This window comes from Ruegeria sp. HKCCA5463 (genome assembly GCF_013034175.1).
Taxonomy (GTDB): Bacteria; Pseudomonadota; Alphaproteobacteria; order Rhodobacterales; family Rhodobacteraceae; genus Ruegeria.
The window spans coordinates 1-18281 of sequence record NZ_WQFL01000014.1; the positions used below are offsets into that span (position 1 = coordinate 1).

General features: G+C 57.9%; 18 protein-coding genes and 1 tRNA gene. 11 read left to right on the forward strand and 8 right to left on the reverse strand.

Annotation, left to right across the window (positions count from 1 at the left end; genetic code table 11):
• A partial coding sequence (locus GOW09_RS22435) for a hypothetical protein (RefSeq protein ID WP_216603871.1) occupies positions 1 to 192 on the forward strand: 192 nt, incomplete at its 5' end.
• Positions 193 to 256: 64 nt separating this feature from the next.
• Here the strand turns inward: GOW09_RS22435 and msrQ are convergent.
• The gene (gene msrQ / locus GOW09_RS20700) at positions 257 to 871 is read right to left on the reverse strand and encodes a protein-methionine-sulfoxide reductase heme-binding subunit MsrQ (protein ID WP_171120593.1); all 615 of its coding nucleotides are present in this window, start codon (positions 869 to 871) and stop codon (positions 257 to 259) included.
• Positions 872 to 875: 4 nt separating this feature from the next.
• A complete protein-coding gene (gene msrP / locus GOW09_RS20705) occupies positions 876 to 1778 on the reverse strand; it encodes a protein-methionine-sulfoxide reductase catalytic subunit MsrP (protein WP_171120718.1) in 903 nt (300 codons plus the stop codon).
• A gap of 331 nt (positions 1779 to 2109) precedes the next feature.
• On the opposite strand from msrP, the gene GOW09_RS20710 reads away from it, so the two are divergent.
• Together GOW09_RS20710 and GOW09_RS20715 are read left to right on the forward strand one after the other, a co-directional pair.
• Entirely contained in the window at positions 2110 to 2925 is an 816-nt protein-coding gene (locus GOW09_RS20710; RefSeq protein ID WP_171120595.1) for a cyclase family protein, read from the forward strand.
• Positions 2926 to 3095: 170 nt separating this feature from the next.
• Positions 3096 to 3581 (forward strand): hypothetical protein, encoded by a 486-nt coding sequence (locus tag GOW09_RS20715; RefSeq protein ID WP_171120596.1) that lies wholly within the window; start codon positions 3096 to 3098, stop codon positions 3579 to 3581.
• A gap of 46 nt (positions 3582 to 3627) precedes the next feature.
• On the opposite strand, the gene clpB is transcribed toward GOW09_RS20715, so the two are convergent.
• The 4 genes from clpB to GOW09_RS22900 form a co-directional block, all read right to left on the reverse strand.
• Positions 3628 to 6246: an ATP-dependent chaperone ClpB gene (gene clpB / locus GOW09_RS20720; protein ID WP_171120599.1), complete on the reverse strand. Its 2619-nt coding sequence runs from the start codon at positions 6244 to 6246 to the stop codon at positions 3628 to 3630.
• A gap of 126 nt (positions 6247 to 6372) precedes the next feature.
• On the reverse strand, positions 6373 to 6687 hold the full coding sequence (locus GOW09_RS20725) for a hypothetical protein (RefSeq protein WP_171120601.1): 315 nt from the start codon (positions 6685 to 6687) through the stop codon (positions 6373 to 6375).
• Between the two features lie 100 nt (positions 6688 to 6787).
• Positions 6788 to 7339: a tetratricopeptide repeat protein gene (locus GOW09_RS20730; RefSeq protein ID WP_217360298.1), complete on the reverse strand. Its 552-nt coding sequence runs from the start codon at positions 7337 to 7339 to the stop codon at positions 6788 to 6790.
• Positions 7254 to 7769 (reverse strand): tetratricopeptide repeat protein, encoded by a 516-nt coding sequence (locus tag GOW09_RS22900; RefSeq protein ID WP_171120605.1) that lies wholly within the window; start codon positions 7767 to 7769, stop codon positions 7254 to 7256. Before GOW09_RS22900 ends, GOW09_RS20730 begins: the two co-directional genes overlap by 86 nt.
• A gap of 100 nt (positions 7770 to 7869) precedes the next feature.
• Here GOW09_RS22900 and pyrF point away from each other — a divergent pair, with 100 nt between their 5' ends.
• Positions 7870 to 8583 (forward strand): orotidine-5'-phosphate decarboxylase, encoded by a 714-nt coding sequence (pyrF, locus tag GOW09_RS20740; RefSeq protein WP_171120607.1) that lies wholly within the window; start codon positions 7870 to 7872, stop codon positions 8581 to 8583.
• Positions 8584 to 8919: 336 nt separating this feature from the next.
• Positions 8920 to 10173, forward strand: a complete 1254-nt coding sequence (locus GOW09_RS20745; protein ID WP_171120609.1) for a DNA polymerase IV — start codon at positions 8920 to 8922, stop codon at positions 10171 to 10173.
• A gap of 2 nt (positions 10174 to 10175) precedes the next feature.
• On the opposite strand, the gene GOW09_RS20750 is transcribed toward GOW09_RS20745, so the two are convergent.
• Positions 10176 to 11036, reverse strand: a complete 861-nt coding sequence (locus GOW09_RS20750; RefSeq protein WP_171120611.1) for an N-formylglutamate amidohydrolase — start codon at positions 11034 to 11036, stop codon at positions 10176 to 10178.
• A gap of 148 nt (positions 11037 to 11184) precedes the next feature.
• Here GOW09_RS20750 and GOW09_RS20755 point away from each other — a divergent pair.
• The 6 genes from GOW09_RS20755 to GOW09_RS20780 all read left to right on the forward strand — a co-directional run bounded on the left by GOW09_RS20755 (position 11185) and on the right by GOW09_RS20780 (position 15154).
• Positions 11185 to 11259: transfer RNA gene (locus tag GOW09_RS20755), tRNA-Val, on the forward strand.
• Positions 11260 to 11349: 90 nt separating this feature from the next.
• Complete coding sequence (gene ykgO, locus GOW09_RS20760) at positions 11350 to 11475, forward strand: type B 50S ribosomal protein L36 (RefSeq protein ID WP_008755722.1); 126 nt, start codon at positions 11350 to 11352, stop codon at positions 11473 to 11475.
• A 114-nt stretch (positions 11476 to 11589) separates the two neighbouring features.
• On the forward strand, positions 11590 to 12750 hold the full coding sequence (locus tag GOW09_RS20765) for a sialidase family protein (protein WP_171120612.1): 1161 nt from the start codon (positions 11590 to 11592) through the stop codon (positions 12748 to 12750).
• Positions 12751 to 12946: 196 nt separating this feature from the next.
• Positions 12947 to 13963 carry a Fe(3+) ABC transporter substrate-binding protein gene (locus tag GOW09_RS20770; RefSeq protein ID WP_171120613.1) on the forward strand — a complete coding sequence of 339 codons (1017 nt, stop codon included), beginning with the start codon at positions 12947 to 12949 and terminating at the stop codon, positions 13961 to 13963.
• A gap of 118 nt (positions 13964 to 14081) precedes the next feature.
• Complete coding sequence (locus GOW09_RS20775; RefSeq protein WP_171120615.1) at positions 14082 to 14636, forward strand: helix-turn-helix domain-containing protein; 555 nt, start codon at positions 14082 to 14084, stop codon at positions 14634 to 14636.
• On the forward strand, positions 14633 to 15154 hold the full coding sequence (locus tag GOW09_RS20780; RefSeq protein WP_171120616.1) for a GNAT family N-acetyltransferase: 522 nt from the start codon (positions 14633 to 14635) through the stop codon (positions 15152 to 15154). The genes GOW09_RS20775 and GOW09_RS20780 overlap by 4 nt, the downstream gene beginning before the upstream one ends.
• A gap of 193 nt (positions 15155 to 15347) precedes the next feature.
• On the opposite strand, the gene GOW09_RS20785 is transcribed toward GOW09_RS20780, so the two are convergent.
• Positions 15348 to 18140 carry a bifunctional aconitate hydratase 2/2-methylisocitrate dehydratase gene (locus GOW09_RS20785; RefSeq protein ID WP_171120618.1) on the reverse strand — a complete coding sequence of 931 codons (2793 nt, stop codon included), beginning with the start codon at positions 18138 to 18140 and terminating at the stop codon, positions 15348 to 15350.
• Between the last annotated feature and the right edge of the window lie 141 nt (positions 18141 to 18281).

Genomic DNA, 18281 nt, shown 5'->3' on the forward strand with positions numbered 1-18281 from the left:
CGTCAGGCCGTCTCTCCGACCCGTCAGCACCGCCTCAGCAGCGCCGGTGAAGGGGGTTCTAAGTATAACAAACAAATCCCGCAAGCAGAAAATACACAAAAACAGAAGAAATTCTTGAAAAGCTCATTTATCCAACAATTACAGATGCTTAATTCAGGACAACCAAGCGCGCTACCGCCGATAACTATGTAAAAGCAGGTCAGAATTCCCGGTTCAGCGCGTTATGCACATGATTACCCACAGACTCATGTCCGAGTCAGGCGGAATCGGCCCTGTTGGACCGGAAAGACAGGTTGGGAATCGGCAGGCGCAGGGCAAGCAGGGCGATGATGGCAGCCAGGTAAGCAAGCGGCTCGATCTGAAAACCTTTTGCCAGCAAGAGGTAATGCATCGCCCCCAACAATGCGGCCGCGTATACAAGGCGGTGCAGCTTGCGCCAGCGCGGTCCCAGTCGGCGCACCGACCAGTTGTTGGAGGTCAACGCCAGCGGAAGCAGAAGAAGGAACGCCGCCATGCCGACCGTTATGTACGGGCGTTTGAGGATATCCGCCCAGATCTGGCTGGGAAGCTGCACATCCAGAACCAGCCACACAAGAAGATGCAACGCGACGTACACAAACGTGAGCACCCCGATCGCGCGGCGAAACTTCATCAGGTTGAGGCCGACATACCGGCGCAGGGGTGTGACCGCCAGACCGGCAATCAGCAACTGAAGGGCCAGTTCCCCATATCTGTGCTCCAACGCCTCAATCGGTTCGACCCCCAGACCACCGGTCAGGCCAAGATAAAACAGCCAGGGCGCGGGCAACGCCCCCAGCAGATATATGACCCATACCGGAATACGGCGGAGTGTCTGGTTAATCGCCAACATGGTCCTAATAGTTCTTGGCCAGATCCATGCCTTCATAAAGGCTGGCGACCTCTTGTTCATAGCCGTTGAACATCAGGGTCGGCTTGCGTGACGCGAAAAGCCCGCCCCCGATCTCGCGCTCTGAAGCCTGAGACCAGCGTGGATGGTCCACATTGGGGTTCACATTGCTGTAGAACCCGTATTCGCGTGGATTGGACATGTTCCAGCTGGTGGGCGGTTCATCCTTTGTAAGCGTGATCCGAACAATCGACTTGATCGATTTGAAGCCGTATTTCCAAGGGACGACCAGACGCAAGGGGGCACCGTTCTGGTTGGGAATTGGGCGGTCGTAAATTCCGGTTGCCATGATTGTCAGAGGGTGCATCGCCTCGTCCAGGCGCAAGCCCTCTCGGTACGGCCAATCGAGAACGGGAAACCGCGTTCCCGGCATCTCGTCCGGGCGATAGGCCGTCTCAAAAGCCACATATTTCGCGCCGTCTTGCACGCCCGCCATATTGAGAAGGTCGGCCAGTTCAAACCCGTTCCACGGAATTACCATCGACCAGGCTTCCACACAGCGGAAGCGGTAGATCCGCTCCTCTATCGTCATCTCGGACAGGATGGCCTGAAAATCATAGTCGCCGGGGCGGTCGACCAGACCATCAATCGTGACGCTCCAGGGTTCGGTCACCAGCGTATGAGCATATTTCGCCGGGTCATCTTTTCCGGTCCCGAACTCATAGTAGTTGTTGTAGGTGGTGATCTCTTCCCACGTGTTCGGCTCCAACCCATCCTGTGCTGCCGCCGGTTTGGCCATCGCAGTCAGGCCGACACCTGCCAGCCCGGCCATAACCTGCCGCCGGTTGAGGAACGCCGCCCGGGGCGTGACGTCGGCATGTGTCAAAGTATTGGTCCAGCGATGCGCCATATGGGTCTCCGTCATCTTCAGTGGTCGCTATTGACGTAGTGTGCTGATAGCACAGAGCCACGGAAACAGGCGTAACGATTGAGCGAAGTGATTGTAACGTTCCAATGTGATCGGGCATTCGAGTATCGTTTTCAGCACCGAAAACCATAGACTAGAGAGCTTTTGGAGCCCGGCGGAAAACCGCGGTTTTAGTGAATTACCGTCAGAACACGGGTACAAAACTTTACAACTGCGGGCGCAAGGCTGCACTCTGTCAGACGGGCGCCACGCCAAGCCGAACGCGAGGCAAGGCTGCGATTGCAGCCTTTTGGCCGCAATGGGAGGAAGAAAAATGTGTGATATCTGCGTAATGAATGCCGTCAAAGACAAGATGCTGTCTCGTCGCGGGTTCTTCAAAGCTGCCGCCGCTTCGGGTGTTGCAGCAGCCGCAACCGGGGCCGTCGCGCCGGCAGCACTGGCAGCCGGGCATGGCGGTGTCGAAGATATGACCCATACGCTGAGCCCGGATTTCCCGACATGGGGCGGCGAACCCGGCATTTCCGCCGAGCAAGCATTCAACTTTGCTGATCACGGCTTCAATCTGTTCAACCTTTCAATCAACGAACACACGGGCACGCATATCGATGCGCCGCTTCACTTTTCGGCGGATGGGACGTCGGTTGATGAAATCCCCGTCACGGATCTGGTCGCCCCCTTATGCGTCGTGGACATCGCCGCCCGAGCGGCCGAAGACGCTGACACGCGCGTCACCCCGGACGATCTGAAAGCCTGGATTGCGGCCAATGGTGATATCCCTGATGGTGCCTGCGTGGCGATGCATTCCGGATGGGCAGGCAAAACCGCCACGGATGAGTTCCGCAATTTCGACGGCGAAGCGCAGCATTACCCGGGATTCCACGTTGAAGCCGCGCAGATGCTGATGGAGGAGACAGGAGCACGATCAATTGCCGTTGATACCCTGTCCCTCGATCACGGCATGTCCGCAGATTTCGCGACACATTACGCGTGGTTGCCGTCAGGCCGGTTCGGGATCGAATGTCTGGCAGGGCTGGATCGCGTGCCTGCGTCGGGTGCAACGCTGGTGATCGGCGCACCCAAGCACCAAGGCGGCACCGGCGGGCCGGCCCGGATCTTTGCATTGGTCTGACGAATTCCCGGGCGGCTGACCAACGCCCGCCCGGCCATCTTTCCGGCAGAGCCAAACTTCTGCCAAAGTTGCAGACCAAGACTTCGTGCATTCTTGATCTGTTTGGGACACCCTGCCTCCATGTTGCTCAAACCCCTTGTTGTTTTTTGTCTTTGCTGTGCGGATCGGCATTGGCTGATGTGCAATCGTGCAAAAAGCTGTTTGAGCGCGCGCCGCAGGTCCTGAGCGATCTGAACCAGATCGGGTCGGAAGTTTATGAAGACAGCCATCCGGGCCTCGGCTATTCCGCCACTTTTGCAGACCCATCTTCCAAGATCACGGTTTTCTTCTATGACCATCAACAAAGGGACGTCTCATCCGAAATGGCCCTTGAAAGCTTTAAACAAGCTGCATGCGATATCGCTGCAATAGCTGCGCGGCGCGGTGCCGAGCTTGGCGAAATCAACGCCTATCAGTTGCGTGATCCGTCGCAGGTGTTGCCGTATCGGGCCGAGGCCAAAGCATCAGATGGCCTGTCCGAACTTCTGGCAGTCGGCGTCGTGGACAATTGTATTGTGAAGCTGAGGTTCACGGCCCAGTTTCCAATGGAGAAAGCGCAGGTTTGGATGAAGGTCCTCAGTGATTATCTGAACAAAGGCTATGGAAAGCCGACATGAAAAAGGCCCGCCAAAAAAAGCGGGCCTTTCAGTTCACGGTGTCAGATCAATGCACCACGGCATCGTCCGGGCGGGGTCGCTCGGAAGTTCCCAAACGATCGCCGATGATCAAACCATCGGGCCCGGCGGTGACCGGAACGACGTCACCATCCTTGATTTCCCCAGCCAGCAGAGCTTCGGCCAACGGGTTCTGCAAGGCGCGCTGGATGACGCGTTTCAGCGGGCGGGCACCGAAGACCGGGTCATAGCCTTCATTGGCCAGCCATTCCTTGGCGCTGTCATCCAGGGCCAGCTCGATCTTGCGGGCGGCCAGACGTTTTTGCAGACGTGCCATCTGAATATCGACGATGCCATCCATATCGGCCCGCTTGAGGCGGTCAAAGATGATCGTTTCGTCCAGACGGTTCAGGAATTCGGGCCGGAAATGTGCCCGGACCGCATCCATCACGTCGCGCTTGGCCTGTGAACTGTCCGCACCTTCGGGCAACTGGCTGAGCGCCTGCGACCCAAGGTTCGACGTCAGGATGATCAGCGTCTGTTTGAAGTCCACGGTGCGGCCCTGACCATCGGTCAGAACGCCATCGTCCAGAACCTGCAACAGCACGTTGAAGACATCCGGGTGCGCCTTTTCGACCTCGTCGAACAGCACGACCTGATAGGGTCTGCGCCTCACGGCTTCGGTCAGCACACCACCTTCGTCATAACCGACATAGCCCGGAGGGGCACCGATCAGACGGGCGACCGCGTGTTTCTCCATGAACTCGGACATGTCGATGCGCACCATCGCGTTGTCGTCATCGAACAGGAAATTCGCCACGGCCTTGGTCAGCTCGGTCTTACCCACGCCAGTCGGCCCAAGGAACAGGAACGAGCCAAGTGGACGACCTTCGTCATTCAGACCGGCTCGCGCACGACGTACTGCATTGGCAACAGCGGTGACAGCCGCATCCTGACCGATAACGCGGGAATGCAGTTCTTCTTCCATCCGCAGCAGTTTCTCGCGTTCGCCTTCCAGCATTTTGGCGGTCGGGATGCCCGTCCAGCGTTCGACAACACTGGCGATCTGTTCGGGACGCACCGTTTCCTCGGCCATCATGGCGTTGCTTTCGGCATTCTCGGCCTCGGACAGCTTTTTCTCAAGCTCGGGGATGATGCCATAGGACAGCTCACCCGCCTTGGCGAGGTTGCCTTCGCGCTTGGCGATTTCCAGATCGGCCCGCGCCTTGTCGAGCTGTTCCTTCAAATCCCGCGCGCCAGCCAGCTTGTCGCGTTCGGCCTGCCACTGCGCGGTCATCTCGGCGGATTTTTCCTGAAGTTCGGCAAGATCCTTCTGCAAGGTTTCCAGGCGATCCTTCGATGCCGCATCGTCTTCCAGCTTCAGCGCCTCTTCCTCGATCTGCATCTGAAGGATCTGACGATCCAGCTGATCAAGCTCTTCGGGCTTGGAGTCCACCTCCATCCGCAGACGCGACGCCGCCTCGTCGACAAGGTCGATGGCCTTGTCGGGCAGGAACCGGTCGGTGATATAGCGATGCGACAGGGTCGCCGCCGACACCAGCGCCGAATCCGAGATGCGCACGCCGTGGTGCAGCTCGTACTTCTCTTTGATACCGCGCAGAATGCTGATCGTGTCCTCGACCGTCGGTTCCTGAACCATCACCGGCTGGAAGCGGCGCGCAAGGGCCGCGTCTTTTTCGACGTATTTGCGATACTCGTCCAGTGTGGTCGCACCGATGCAGTGCAGCTCACCCCGTGCAAGCGCAGGCTTGATCAGGTTGGCGGCATCCATCGCACCATCCGATTTGCCCGCGCCAACCAGCGTGTGCATCTCGTCGATGAACAGGATGATCTCACCGGCGGCCTCGGTCACCTCGGTCAGAACAGCCTTGAGGCGTTCTTCGAATTCACCACGGTATTTCGCACCAGCGATCAGCGCCCCCATGTCAAGCGCAAGCAGCTTCTTGTCCTTCAGCGATTCCGGCACGTCGCCGTTGACGATGCGCAGGGCCATGCCCTCGGCGATCGCGGTTTTACCGACGCCGGGTTCACCGATCAGAACCGGGTTGTTCTTGGTGCGGCGCGACAGAACCTGCATCGCGCGGCGAATTTCCTCGTCGCGGCCGATGATCGGGTCGATCTTGCCTTCGCGCGCGGCCTCGGTCAGGTCGCGGGCATATTTCTTGAGCGCGTCATAGCCCTCTTCCGCCGTTGCGGTGTCAGCAGTACGCCCCTTGCGGATGTCGTTGATGGCTTCGTTGAGCTTTTGCGCAGATACGGCACCCGCCTCCAGCGCCTCTTTGGCCTTGGATTTGACCATGCACAGCGCCATCAACACGCGCTCGACCGGAACAAAGCTGTCGCCCGCCTTGGTTGCGATCTTTTCAGCCTCGTCCAGAACCTTGGCCGTCTGGCCGTCCATGTAAATCTGACCGGCATCACCGCTGACTTTCGGGATCTTGCCCATAGCTGCGTCAAGCGCCTCGACCACGCGGTTCGGCGCGCCGCCCGCGCGTGTGATCAGATTGCTTGCCAGCCCCTGATCGTCATCCATCAATGCTTTGAGTATATGTGTGGGCTCCAGCCTCTGGTGCCCCTCGCGCAGCGCAATGGTCTGCGCCGCCTGCACGAACCCCCGTGCACGTTCGGTGAACTTGTTCAAGTCCATGGTATTCTCCTTTTCCAAGCGCCCGGAGAATTTGCGCCCGCTTGGCAGCACGCAGTGGTCCGGGCCTTGACCTCAATCTGGGAAACTTCTCCGCCGCTTCAAGAGGCTAGAGAGTGAAAAAAAGCCTCAACCACGCGGAATCGTATAGACGGTGTAGCCCCCGGTTTCGGCCACCTGCTGGGCATCGCTCGTCTCGACCAGCGACTGCGCGGCGGCGCTGCCCGTGGGGCAGGATACAAGGTCGGCGGTGTGGTCGAGGAAATTGCCGGTAAAGGCGGTTTCGCCGGTCAACTGGCACCAGTCATCTTCGGACCGATAGCCGCGGACAAGATACAAATCATCATTGGTCGGGGGCGGCGCGGCGCCTGTTTCGGTCTGTGGCGGCGTGTCGGTACAGGCGGCCAGCGTGGCCACGACGGCCAGCGGAACAAGGTGCTTCATGGTCTGTCCCTTTGATGCAGTTTTCGTTTCAGAATGGCAGCACCATAGCACAGTTGGGACAATGCGGGGACACCGCTGGCTCGTTTGTCAGCCTTGGGGGTCAATCGCCTTCGATCTGCCGGATCAGCTTTTGCGCCTCGTCATCGCCCTGCTCGGCCGCGAGGCGAAGAAACCTCAGCGCCTCTTCGACATCGCCGGTTTCATAGAGCAACCGGCCGAATTTGCGCTGCGATTTCACATCGCCAAGCTTTGCGGCCCTGCCCCAGAACAACAGGGCTGCTTCCGTGTCCTGGGGCATACCGTCCCGCCCGTGATAGGTCAAAGACCCAAGATTGTGCAGCGCCACGACATTGTTCTGCCTGGCGGCCTGAAAATAATAATCCAGCGCCTGTTCGATGTCCTTGGAGTAGCCGTTCTCGCCGATCTCGTAGATGTATCCCAGACGCGCCGCGGCATCGGCGCTGCCGTTTCGGGCCGCCATCTTCAGATAATCGACCGCGCGCTGCATATCGCGTGCGACATGCGTGCCTTCGCGATAGATTGCGCCGAGGTGCAGCAGAGACGGCTCATATCCGAAGAACGCGGCCCTTTTCGTAATAGTACAGCGCCTTGTCGATGTCCGGCGCAACACCTTTCCCGTTCTCGTAGCCATAGGCGACGTTGTGCATCCCCTTCGGCAGACCGGTTTCGGCAGCGGCCATGTACCAGGCAAACGCGGTCTCGTGGTCCGCGGGAACGATCTCGCCATCATTATAGAGCGAAGCGAGCGTGTTCATCGCCAGCCCGCTGCCCTCCATCGCGGCCAGTTCCGAAAACTCGAGCGCCATTTCCAGCTTGCCACCTTTCGTGAGCGCCCGGCCAAAGGCGGCCACGACCTCGGCATCGACATCCTGGTCTTTCAGCAGCAGATCGACACAGATCGCCATCGCATTCTCGGCGTCCATGTCGGCCCACTTGACCCCGTCGAAATAGGGCGACTGCCCCGGAGCGGCAGCGGCCATCAGGCAATCATACTCTCCATCCGAATAGTCGGGGTCCTGCGGTGGATCGTCAGGGTCGGGTTCCGGCCGCGGCCAACACACCCAACCGTATCATCCCGTATTTTCCTGCGTCTTTTCTTGTCTCAATGCGTCACACGCTCTACAGAAGCGCCGATCCCGTCAAGTTTGAAAGGCCGAAACAATGTCCCAAACCGCCGATGACCGCCTGATCGTCGCCCTCGACGTCCCCAACGCGCTGGAAGGGCTGAAGCTGGCCGAGACGCTGGGCGACGCCGTGTCGTTCTACAAGATCGGCCTGGGCATGCTGACAGGCGGCGGGCTGGCACTGGCCAATGAGCTCAAGCAGGAACACGGCAAGCGCATCTTCCTGGACATGAAGCTGTTCGACATCGGCAACACAGTGGAAAACGCGGTGCGGGGGTTGGCGCAGTTCGATCTGGATTTCCTGACCGTGCATGGCGACCCGCATGTGGTGCGCGCCGCCAAGGAAGGCGCGGCGGGCAAGGATCTGAAAATCCTGGCGGTGACCATCCTGACCTCGCTGAACCGCGACGACCTGGATGCCGGCATGATGAAGGCCGGTGACGTTCAGGACATGGTGGTGGAACGCGCCGCCCACGCCTTCGAGGCCGGGGCCGATGGCGTGATCGCCAGCCCGCAGGAGGCCGCCCTGATCCGCGCCCTACCCCAGGCGACGGGCCGGCTGATCGTAACCCCCGGCGTGCGTCCGGCAGGCGCGGCACTGGGCGATCAAAAACGTGTGGCCACACCTGCCAGCGCCATCCAGGGCGGGGCGGATCATATCGTAGTTGGCCGCCCCATTTATCAGGCCGAAGATCCGAAATCCGCGGCCGCGGCCGTTTTGACCGAGTTAAATTCTCTGAAAACGAGATGAGCAGGATCATCGTTTCAACAGGGATTCACGCTGAAAAAACCGCCGCAACAGGTTGACCTTACGTCAATTTTTCGCGAATCCGCGCCAAATCGTCCCTGTGCCAGAAAACACACATTCAAAAAGCGAGTTTTTGAAAAGCGCGCTTAACCCTATCTCAGCCCGAAAATCTTAGCGATTCTTAAGGGGATTTACTCCCCAACGAACCTATTCTTCCTGAGGTTCGTTACTTCCCCCCGCGAAGCGCGGGGGGTTTCTTTTCTCTGAATGATCTTTGATCGATATCACTGGATGATATAAAGAACCCCCAAGACAACTGCGGAACACACGAGGACGCAGATGCCCGGTCTTTGCCGAGATTGCCTGACCCCTTTGACGAACGAACGGCGCTGCACGGCCTGCGGCAGCCCCAGGGTAAAGTCTCATCCCGAACTGTTTGATTTGTCCATCGCGCATATGGATTGCGATGCCTTCTATGCTTCGGTGGAAAAGCGGGACAATCCGGAATTGGCAGACAAGCCTGTCATCATCGGCGGCGGCAAACGCGGTGTTGTGTCCACGGCATGCTACGTGGCCCGAATTCGCGGTGTGCGATCCGCCATGCCCATGTTCAAAGCGTTGCAACTGTGCCCCGATGCCGTCGTGATCAAACCACGCATGTCCGTGTATGCCCAGGTGTCACGGGACATCCGCGCCATGATGGACGAACTGACACCAGTGGTCGAACCCCTGTCGCTGGACGAAGCTTTCATGGACCTGTCCGGCACCGAACGCCTGCACGGAGCCCCCCCAGCCGTCATGCTCGCGCGCCTGGTCAAACGCATGAAGGATGAACTGGGCGTGACAGGATCCATCGGGCTGAGTCACAACAAGTTTCTGGCCAAGGTTGCCTCGGACCTCGACAAACCCCGCGGGTTTTCGGTGATCGGCAAGGCAGAGACGGCAGAGTTTCTGAATGACAAACCCGTAAGGTTGATCTGGGGCATTGGCCCCGCCGCGCAGGAATCACTGGATCGGGCAGGGATTCGAACCTTCAACGACCTGCTGCGTTGGGATCAGGAGGCTTTGACTGCGCGTTTCGGCTCGATGGGGTATCGCCTGTGGCATCTGGCACGGGGTCAGGACAAACGGCGCGTTTCAGCCCATGAACCGATGAAATCCATCAGCAATGAGACCACGTTTTTCGAGGACACCGCCAATATTGATGTGCTGGACGGACATTTGTGGCGCATGGCCCTGAAGGTCTCGGACCGGGCCAAGGCCAAGGATCTGGCTGGCCGGGTCGTTACGCTGAAGCTGAAGAAGGCCAATCACAAGGTTCTGACACGGCGCGTGTCATTGCGGGACGCAACGCAGATCGCGGACAGGATTTATCGCACCGCAAAAGGGCTTTTCGATCAGGTGGGGGATCAGGGGCCGTACCGCCTGTTGGGATGTGGCCTGTCTGACCTGTGCCCGGCGGATCAGGCCGACATCTCCGGCGACCTGCTTGATCCCGGCGCCGACCGCAGATCACAGGCCGAGCGGGCCACCGACCAGATCCGCCAGAGGTTCGGCCCGGAAGCAATCGTGAAGGGCCGTGCTTTGCGCTAGTTTCATTCCGCCGCCAGGCGGAGAGATTTTGAACCGATTCTGGATATGTCGCGCACCACCTGCCGGAGTAGTTTGGAAAACGTCATGAAATTGGCGTTCGGCGCAATCTTTTCTTCGTCCATATACAAGGCCCGGTCGATTTCAATCTGGATCGCGTGTTGCTGGCGGGTGGGGCGGCCATAAGTCTGAGTCACATAGGCCCCCGCAAACGGGGCATTGCGCACAACATTCAGACCTGCCGCAGCAAACGCCGATTCGACGAGGTCCACGATTTCAGACGAGGCCGAAGCACCGAACCGATCACCCAGCACGATCTCGGGCCGTTTGTTTCGGGTCGTACCAGCCATGGCCACCGCCTCATGCGGCATGGAGTGGCAATCCACCAGTATGGCCTGGCCGAATTTCTCGTGTGATTCGGCCAGCAGGGATTTCAAACGTGCATGATAGGGGCGCCAATAGGTGTCGATACGCAGCCGCGCCTCGTCCATGGTCAGCTTGCCGCTGTAGATTGCCCGTCCATTGGCCACAACGCGGGGTATCACACCCAACCCTGATGCGACCCTGGGGTTGTGCCCATGCCTGCGGGCACCGCTGATCAGCGCCGGGTCCAGTTCGTCCAGACTGCGATTCAGGTCCAGATAGGCGCGCGGCATGGTCGCTTTGATCAAAGGCGCGCCATTTTCGGCCGCAGCAGCAAACAATTGATCCACGAAGGCGTCTTCCGAGGATCGAATCACGCTTTGATTCAGAACGGACCGCTTCAAAAACGCTTCTGGATAATTCCGCCCGCTATGCGGGGATGAAAAAACCACGCATGAACTGCGGTTTTCTGGCATATCCAATACAAAGGCTGCGTTCTGCATGATCCCTCCATGTTCGCAATCAACATAGACCGGAAAATAGTTCTACCAAACCCCTTGAACCCCTTTGCGACTCCTTTTATAGACCCCGCTACCGGCGCGGGGTTCCGCGCCCCATTTCGTTATGGGGCTGGGCACGCAAAGGGAAAGTGGGCGGTTAGCTCAGCGGTAGAGCACTTCGTTGACATCGAAGGGGTCACAAGTTCGATCCTTGTACCGCCCACCATGATTTCACTGTTCCGGAGATCCGGGACACCCGAGCAACCCAGGCGCTGGCCACGTCCTTGATGAAGGCGCCGCAGATTGGAGACAGACCATGAAGGTCAAGAACTCGCTCCGCTCGCTCAAGAATCGGCACCGCGACTGCCGTATTGTGCGTCGCAAAGGCCGCGTCTACGTTATCAACAAGACGCAGCGCAAGTTCAAAGCTCGTCAGGGCTGAGAACAGCGAAACACCGTTTTAGAAAACCGCGCTCTTGAGCGCGGTTTTTTTTGTTTTCTGCACCTGTGCGCCCGACGTGCTACCCTTGCTTCGATATTGCGGAGTGTAAAACCCATGCGCGAACACGGCATCGACGTACTGGTGGGGACGACCAAGGGAACGTTCATTGTCTCTGGCGATCAGAACAGGTCAGGCTGGAAAGTGACGGGCCCGCATTGCGAAGGATGGCCGATCAACCACGTCATCGGCGACAAGGAAACGGGCACGCTTTGGGCCGGGGGCGGTGGTGACTGGCATGGCGCCGGTGTCTGGTGTTCCGAAGACGGCGGTGTGACTTGGCAGGTCGCAAAACTCACCAAGGGCCAAATGGACGAGTGGGCCGCCAACGATCAGGATTTTGCCCAGATGATCGGCTGGACCGGAGAACCCGCACCATTCGCCGATGAGTTTTCGCAGGTCTGGTCTTTGCGTTATCAACATGGAACGTTGTACGCTGGCACAAAACCGGCCCGCCTGCTTGCCAGCCACGATAATGGTCGGACATGGGACACGCTTGAGGGCCTGACAAACCACCCCTCAGCACCCGATTGGAATCCCGGCGGTGCGGGGCTGGTCCTGCATACAATCGTGACTGACCCAAATGATTCGAAAAAGCTCTGGGTCGGCATTTCCGCTGCGGGTGTGTTTGCAACCGAGGATGGCGGCGCAATCTGGGAGCGGCGCAACAGATTGTCCAACGCCGAATCTTGCACGCATCATGATCATCCCGCTGCCCCCAGGGATGGTGAAACGGGTCATTGCGTCCACAACATGGTTCAAGCTCCGGGAACCGCGGATTTGCTGTACCAGCAAAACCATCACGGTGTTTGGCGCTCGGCCGACGGAGGGCGCAGTTGGGATGACATCACCAAAGGCCTGCCATCCACCTTTGGATTTCCGATTCATGTGCACCCACGTGATCCGGACACGATCTGGACATTACCTTTGAACGGAGACAGCATCGGGCGCTATCCACCGGATGCCGCCGCGGCAGTTTGGAAATCCACAAATGGAGGCGCAACATGGCAAGACCAGCGGCGTGGGTTGCCGCAAGAATGCTGTTTTTTCACTGTTCTGCGACAGGCCATGGCCGGAGACCACCGAGACCCCGCCGGTATCTATTTCGGGACCAACAGCGGCTCGGTTTTTGCCAGTGTTGATGAAGGGGACACCTGGACGGAAGTCGCGCGCCATTTGCCCACGATCCTTGCAGTTGAGGTGCTTGATCGTGAGTGATCCAGACACTGCCGTGTGACGCGGATCTTTCCGTTCAACACAACTCGCGCCCGCCCCCAACAAGGCTCGCAAGGGTGCCTGCGCTCATTTGACCAAGTAAATCTGTCGGATTTTCTTGCATCTCGCTGAGAATCGTATAATTGAGCAAATCAGTCGGGTTATCAACCGACGCGAAATTCAATTGTTGGGGCAAACTATGCTGAAATCCACAACCTGCCTGGCCGCCGCTCTGTCGGCATTGATCGCAACATCAGCCGCAGCTGAAGGCGAGCTGAACCTTTATTCGTCGCGCCACTATGACACTGACGAACGTCTTTACACGGACTTCGAAGAAGCGACCGGCATCAAGATCAACCGGATCGAAGGCAAGGCGGATGAATTGATCGCGCGCATGGAAGCCGAAGGCGCGAACTCTCCGGCGGATATCATGCTGACGGTCGACACGTCTCGCCTGGCGCGTGCCAAAGATGCGGGCATTCTGCAAGCCATCGACAGCGAAACCCTGGAGGAGCGCATCCCCGCCAACCTTCAGGACGAAGACAACCAGTGGTTCGGCTTCTCACAGCGCGGTCGGATCATCTTTTACAACAAAGAAAACGTTGCCAATCCGCCGGCCACTTACGCAGACCTCGCCAAGCCGGAATACAAGGGCCTGATCTGCATCCGGTCCTCGACCAACACCTACAACCAGACCCTGCTCGCCTCGATCATCACACATGAAGGTACCGAAGCTGCAAAATCCTGGGCGGAAGGCGTTGTCGCCAACATGGCCCGAGACCCGCAGGGAGGTGACACCGACCAGCTGCGTGGCATCGTTTCGGGTGAATGCGACATCGCTGTATCGAACACCTATTACTATGCACGGGCTATCCGCAAAGACGTCAAAGGCCTGTCCTCTGACCTCGACAAGATCGGCTGGGTCTTCCCCAATCAGGACAGCTATGGTGCGCATATGAACCTGTCGGGCGGTGGCGTCGCGGCACACGCGCCGAACAAGGAAAACGCAATCCTGTTCCTCGAGTATCTGGCAAGCGATCAGGCGCAGAAGTACTTCTCGGCGGGCAATGACGAATTCCCGGCAGTACAGAGTGTCGAGCTGGCGGAATCGGTAAAGGCACTGGGTGAGTTCAAAGCTGACGATGTGAACCTGTCGGAAGTCGCAAAGAACATCCCGGAAGCACAGAAAATCTTTAACGAAGTTGGTTGGAAATAATCCACCACCTCGTCAAAAGCTTGCGAAAGGCGCAGAGTTTCTGCGCCTTTTTTCATTTACACACACATAATTTTTATGTAATTTTCCCATAAATGAAAACTCCTCTCGTTTGTGGTCCATGCTCGACAACCTCTCAAGCCGCCTTGCCGTCCGTTTGAACGAACTCCGCCACGGGCGCGGGTGGTCCCTGGATCAACTGGCCGCCCACAGCGGAATCAGCCGCGCCACGCTGTCCCGCATGGAGAAAGGAGAGGTCAGCCCCACCGCTGAGAATCTTGGCCGCCTCTGTGCCGCTTATGACCTTCCGATGTCCCGGCTTTTGATGATGGTCGAAGACAGCTTTGACCCCAAGGTGGCGTTTGAACGCCAGACCGAATGGCGTGATCCCGAAACCGGCTTTACCCGCCGTGCAGTTTCACCGCCTGCAAACGGCCTGAACGCCGAGGTCGTGGAATGTCACCTGCCGCGCGATACGGTCATCACTTACGAGGCGCCGCCCAAGTCCGGGCAGGAACACCATCTGATCCTGATCGACGGCGCCCTGACACTGACAGTTGACGGAACCCCCCATGCGCTGAGCGCCGGAGATTGCCTGCGCTATCACCTGTCGGGCCCAACCCGGTTCGAAACCGGGGAATCTCGCGGTGCGCGTTATCTCTTGGTGCTGATATGATCTCGCGTCTGACCGATCTCGATTTCAGCGCGGCAGTGGATGATCTGGCGGAAATCCTCCACGCCTGTGTGCATGACGGGGCCAGCATCGGCTTTGTCCTTCCGTTTACCGAGAGTGACGCACGAAATTACTGGCTGCAAAATGTTCCGCCTGAGCTGAAATCCGGTGCGTTGGAGCTGTTTGCCCTCCACGACAACGGGCGCATTCAGGGCACGGTGCAACTGATCCCCGCGACCATGCCCAATCAACCGCACCGCGCTGATGTTGCGAAACTTCTGGTGCACCCGAACGCCAGACGGCGCGGTTTTGGCCGCGCCTTGATGGAAGCCCTCTTTCAACGAGCGACAGAGTTGGAGCGCACGATGCTGGTTCTTGATACCCGCAGCACCGATCCTTCTCGATTGCTTTATCTGGACCTGGGGTTTCAGATCGCCGGGGAAATTCCGAACTATTGCCGGAACCCGTTCGAAACCAGACTGGAACCCACGACTTACATGTATAAAGAGCTGTCAGCCTGACGCCAAACAGCGACCGCATGACCGTGGATCATGGATTTTCCCCAGTAGTCCACGCGAAGTCGTGCGAAAGGTCCGGGGCATTCCCATGCCGCGCTTTTTCGCGGCGTGCGCTGCAACCAGGCCTGAACACAGCGGAACTCAATCGCCCGGCCACCTGAAGGGATGCCCGGGCAATCAACTTTGTGCCTTGCGTTTAGAAATGCGCTGACTTCGTGCCTGCGGGCTTTCCCATCGGAGGCGCAAATTTGGTCAGGTCGATACCTTTCACGGCCGATTTGTATTCCTCGGCGGTCGGCATTCGGCCCAAAACAGCCGACAGCACGACCACCGGGGTCGATGCCAGCAGGGATTCGCCTTTCTTGTCCGCCGCGTCCTCAACAACACGGCCTTGGAACAGTCGTGTGGACGTGGCCAGCACAGTGTCACCCTTTGCCGCTTTCTCCTGGTTGCCCATGCAGAGGTTACATCCCGGACGCTCCAGATACAGGATGTTCTCGTATTCCGTCCGTGCTTTGCTTTTTGGGAACAGATCGTCGAATTCAAAGCCTGAATACTTCTGAAGAATGCTCCACTCGCCTTCTTCTTTCAGCTCATCGATGATGTTGTAGGTGGGCGCAGCAACGACCAGCGGGGCCTTGAATTCTACTGTGCCCTTCTCCTGCTCGATGTTTTTCAGCATCTGCGAGACGATGACCAGATCGCCCTTGTGCACCATGCACGATCCAACAAATCCCAGATCGACCTTCTTTTCCCCTTTGTAGTGGGAAACCGGCCGGATCGTATCGTGGGTGTAACGTTTTGATACATCGGCGTTATTGACATCCGGGTCGGCGATCATGGGTTCGCTGATTTCACCCAGGTCAACCACCAACTCGGCAAAATACTTGGCGTTTTCATCCGGTTTCAGGGCCGGCTTTTCACCCGACTTGATTTCCGCGATCCGAGCGTTGGCCTTGTCGATCAGACCTTGCAGTGTCCGGGCTTCGTTATCCATTCCCTTGTCGATCATGATCTGAATACGGCTTTTCGCGATTTCCAGAGATTCGATCAACGTGTCATCCGCTGAGATGCAGATCGACGCCTTGGCCTTCATCTCGGCCGTCCAGTCAGTAAAGGTGAATGCCTGATCCGCCAGCAATGTGCCGATGTGAACTTCGATGATCCGCCCCTGGAACACGTTGTCGCCGAATTTCTTCAGCATCTGCGCCTGGGTGGCGTGAACCACATCGCGGAAATCCATGTGATCCGCCATCTGGCCCTTGAACGTCACCTTGACGGATTCCGGGATCGGCATGGTAGCTTCGCCAGTGGCCAGCGCCAGTGCAACAGTACCCGAGTCTGCACCAAACGCGACGCCTTTGGACATACGTGTATGCGAGTCGCCACCGATGATGATCGCCCAGTCATCCACGGTGATGTCGTTCAGAACCTTGTGGATGACGTCTGTCATCGAGTGATAAACACCTTTGGGGTCACGCGCGGTGATCAGGCCAAAGTTGTTCATGAATTTCATCAGTTTTGGGATATTTGCCTGCGCCTTGGAATCCCAAACCGAAGCAGTATGACAGCCAGACTGATAGGCACCGTCAACGGTGGGCGATATCACTGTCGCCGCCATGGCTTCCAGTTCCTGCGCCGTCATCAGGCCGGTGGTGTCCTGCGAACCGACGATGTTGACCTTCACCCGAACGTCCGAGCCCGCATGCAGAACTTTGCTTTCGGCCACGCCAACCGCGTTTTTGTTGAATATCTTTTCAACCGCCGTCAGGCCCTGCCCTTCATGCGAAATCTCCTTGGACGGCGCGAAAGCGGATTTCACCTCGAGACCGAGCGTCTCGGCCGCGAATGTCTGAAGCTTTTTGCCAAAGACAATGGCATAAGATCCTCCGGCCTTTATGAACTCGGTCTTTTGCGGCGTGAAGGATGATGACAGATCGACCAGCTCTTTGTCGCCTGCGTCATTGTACAGCTTTTTGTCCTTGGTGTTGATGGTCAGTACCGTTCCGGTCTCGACGGAATATTTCTGCTCGAGGATAGGATTGCCGTCATTGTTCAGGATCGGATTGCCGTCGGCATCCACTTTCTTGACCCAGTTCTTGAGATCGATGCCGATCCCGCCGGTGACGCCGACGGTGGTCAGAAAGATCGGTGAAATCCCGTTTGTACCGGCAACAACCGGCGCGATGTTCACGAATGGAACATAGGGGCTAGCTTGCTTTCCGGTCCACAATGCAACGTTGTTGACACCGGACATGCGCGACGATCCAACGCCCATCGTCCCTTTTTCAGCAACCAGCATGACGCGCTTGTCCGGGTGCTGTTTTTGCAAGTCCTGAATCTCGGCCTGTGCTTCGGGTGAGATCATGCACTTTCCGTGCAATTCGCGGTCCGACCGCGAATGCGCCTGATTGCCGGGCGACAGAAGATCGGTCGAAATATCCCCTTCGGCCGCCACATAGGTCACAACCTTGATTTCTTCTTCGATGTCGGGAAGCCGGGTAAAGAACTCGGCCTTGGCATAGCTTTCCAGAATGTCCCTGGCAACGGCGTTCCCGGCCTCAAAGGCTTTTTTCAGACGGTTGGTATCTGCGTCGTACAGGAACACCTGGGTTTTCAGAACTGCCGCCGCTTTCTGCGCAATCTCTGCGTCATCGCCCAGCGCCAGATCAAGCAGAACCTCTACCGATGGGCCGCCCTTCATATGCGACAGCAATTCAAACGCGAAATCCTGCGAGATTTCTTCGACCGTCGTTTCACCCAGGATGATCTCTTTCAGAAAGCGCGCCTTTTCACCTGCGGCGCTGGTTGTGCCCGGAAGCGTGTTGTAGATGAAGTAGTTCAGTGAACCGGCACGATGAGCGTGACCCGTATCTTTGATCTGCCCGATGATTTCCTGCAAAAGAGCACCGTCTTCGATGGGTTTGGGGTGCAGACCCTGTTCTTTGCGCGTCTCAATTTCGTTCAGGTATTCTGTGTAAAGGCTCATGACGGTTCCGACCATTTAGCTGATGCACCGGGCCATGTGAAAGCCCGGCACCTTGAATTTGTATGCGGCGGTATACCAAACTGTGCCGGCGTGCAAGATACCGATCTGCGACCCAGTGTCCTGCCCTACGGGCGATGCCCG